The sequence below is a fragment of the Rhodococcus sp. no. 34 genome, from assembly GCF_054589475.1.
Genome location: NZ_BAAILK010000019.1, coordinates 46,773 through 49,665, shown reverse-complemented (window position 1 = coordinate 49,665; position 2,893 = coordinate 46,773). Strand labels below are relative to the sequence as shown.

Sequence of the window (2,893 nt, the reverse complement as noted above, 5' to 3'; positions counted from 1 at the left end):
TCGAGATCGGCCGAGGCAGCCTCGAGGATGGCGTTCTGGAAGCCCTTCTTGTTTTTGAAGTAGTGGAACAGCAGTGGCGGTGAGACGCCGGCCTCGGCTGCAACTCGGTCCATCGACAGTTGGTCGAAAGGCTCGGTCCGCAACATGTGTACTGCCACCTCGAGGATTTGCCTCTGACGGTCTTCGGGGGAGCGGGGGACTGCAGCCATTCCGTCATCTTATGTATTGGTTCGAAAGGTTCATTGACTTTTACTCAACGCTGTCTATAACGTGAGGTAACACATACGTGAGGCGAGGAGTCCGACAGTGTCTGCTTTCGACATCGTGGTCAACGACGGGTTGTGGTTCGACGGGACGGGGGCTCCAGGTCTGCGTCGTAATCTCGGAATTCGAGACGGCGTGGTCGCGGAGGTGTCCACGACGCGCCTGGAGATCGGGCCGGACACCGAGGTGATCGACGCGGCCGGCAAGTGGGTTCTCCCGGGCTTTGTCGACGTCCACACGCACTACGACGCCGAAGCCTTGGTCAGTCCAGGCCTTCCGGAATCGGTTCGCCACGGCGTCACTACGGTCGTGCTCGGCAATTGCTCACTGTCGACGGTGTATTCGACCCCGCGCGAGATTGCGGATCTGTTCAGCCGGGTCGAAGCAGTTCCCCACGACGCGGTGCTGCGCATCCTCGAAGCGAACAAGACCTGGACCGGTCCCGCGGCGTACACCGCCGCTCTCGAAGCCCTTCCCCTCGGACCCAATGTCGCGGCCTTCATCGGTCATTCCGACATCCGCACGCACGTACTCGGACTGGGGCGCGGCACCGACAAGAAGGTCAAGCCGACTCGCTCGGAACTCGGCCGGATGGGCTCGATGCTCGAGGATGCCATCGACGCTGGGATGCTGGGCCTGTCTTCGATGACCAATGCCCTCGACAAGATCGACGGCGACGAATATCGTTCTCGCTCTTTGCCGTCGACGTATGCACGGTGGAAAGAGTTCCGATTCCTCAATCGCATCCTTCGTGATCGCGGAAAGATCTTGCAGAGCGCTCCGACCATCAACCTGCATCCGAACGTCGCGGCGTTCTTCGCCGAAAGCTCGGCGATCGGACGCAAGAAGCCGCTCAAGACGTCGCTGCTCTCCGGTGCGGATTCGAAGGCCTACCCGGTGATCGTGTACTTCATGCTCGCTGCGGCCCCCCTGCTCAATCGCTTCGCCAAGACCGATTTCAAGTGGCAGCACCTTCCGGTTCCCTTCACCGTCTACGCGGATGGAATCGACCTGGTCGTGTTCGAGGAGTTCGGCGCCGGCGCCGCCGCTTTGCATCTCAAGGACCAGGTGGAGCGCAACGAACTGCTCCAGGACGAGTCGTACCGTCGCGCATTCCGTAAGGACTACGACAACAAGTTCTCACCCCGCATCTGGCATCGCAATTTCTACGATGCGGTCATCGTGGGATGCCCGGACGAGACGTTGATCGGCAAGAACTTCGGTCAGGTCGGTGACATCCGCGGAGTGCACCCGGTGGACGCGTACCTCGACCTGGTGGTGAAGTACGGGCGAGATCTTCGCTGGCGCACCACCATTGCCAATCACCGGCCCAAGTTCGCGAAGAAACTCGCCGCGAGTTCCGGTGTGCAGATGGGCTTCGGTGATGCCGGCGCACATCTGCGCAACATGGCGTTCTACAACTATCCCGTGCGACTCCTCAAGCGCGTCAAGGACGCTCAGAGTGACCGCAAGCCGTTCCTCACCATCGAGCGCGCAATCCACCGCCTGACGGGCGAACTGGCGGACTGGTACGGCATCGAGGCCGGGCATCTACGCCAGGGTGACCGCGCGGACTTCGTTGTCATCGACCCGGCCGGGCTCGACGAGTCGGTGGACGGGTTGTTCGAGGCAAAGGTTCCCGAGTACGGCGGGATCAGCCGGATGGTCAACCGCAGCGACGACGCAGCGGTCGCTACGGTGATCAACGGCCGACTCGTCTACCGCGACGGCGAATTCGCCCCCGGATTCGGAATCGAAAAGACAGGTCAGTTCCTGCGTGCCGGTGAAAAGGCTCCGGTTACCAGGGCCGCGAAGACTAGCGTGGCGCTATGACTACACCGGCGGATCGCCTCACCTCGTACTCCCGGACCGGGCTGACCTTCGACGTACGCGACGAAGGTCCGGCAGACGGTCCGGTGGTGGTTCTCCTGCACGGATTTCCGCAGGATTCGAGCTCGTGGGATCAGCTCGCACCGCTACTGCACGACCGCGGCTTCCGGACCGTCGCACCGGATCAGCGAGGGTACTCACCCGGCGCCAGGCCGAAAGCGCGCTGGGCGTACCGCGGGTCCGAACTCGCCGCTGACACTGTCGCACTGATCGACGCGCTCGCAGTGGGCAAAGTGCACCTGGTCGGCCACGACTGGGGTGCCGCAGTCGCATGGCAGGTCGCTGCCGAGCGGCCCGATTTGCTCAACACCGTTACCGCGGTGTCGGTTCCGCATCCACTGGCGTTCGTCAAGGCGATGGTGACCAGCACGCAGGGACTGAAATCGTGGTACATGGGGGCGTTCCAATTGCCGTTCGTTCCCGAGAAGGTTCTGTCCTCCACCTCGGCGGGTGAGAAGTTCCTGATCTCGAGCGGGCAGACGCCGGAGAACGCACGGCGCGATCTGAATGCCATGCTGGCTCCCGGCCGCCTGCGCGGTGGTCTGAACTGGTATCGCGCGATGTGGATGACCAAGCCGAACCCCGCAACTGCCAGGGTCACCGTGCCGACCCTGCACGTCTGGAGCGACGGCGATGCTGCCATCGGGCCCAAGGGTTCTGCGCTCACCCCCGCGTTTGTCGACGGCCCGTACCGGTTCGAGGTTCTCAGCGGCGTGAGCCACTGGATTCCGGACGAGGC

At 62.9% G+C, this 2,893-nt stretch carries 3 protein-coding genes; 2 read left to right on the top strand and 1 reads right to left on the bottom strand.

Annotated elements, in window-relative coordinates; translation table 11 throughout:
- A partial coding sequence (locus ACYP01_RS04915; protein ID WP_459678812.1) for a TetR/AcrR family transcriptional regulator occupies positions 1-209 on the bottom strand: 209 nt, incomplete at its 3' end.
- A 97-nt stretch (positions 210-306) separates the two neighbouring features.
- Between ACYP01_RS04915 and ACYP01_RS04910 the strand changes: the two genes are divergently transcribed.
- Both ACYP01_RS04910 and ACYP01_RS04905 read left to right on the top strand, forming a co-directional pair.
- Positions 307-2,097 (top strand): N-acyl-D-amino-acid deacylase family protein, encoded by a 1,791-nt coding sequence (locus tag ACYP01_RS04910; protein WP_336874089.1) that lies wholly within the window; start codon positions 307-309, stop codon positions 2,095-2,097.
- A partial coding sequence (locus ACYP01_RS04905) for an alpha/beta fold hydrolase (RefSeq protein WP_459678811.1) occupies positions 2,094-2,893 on the top strand: 800 nt, incomplete at its 3' end. The genes ACYP01_RS04910 and ACYP01_RS04905, both read left to right, overlap by 4 nt.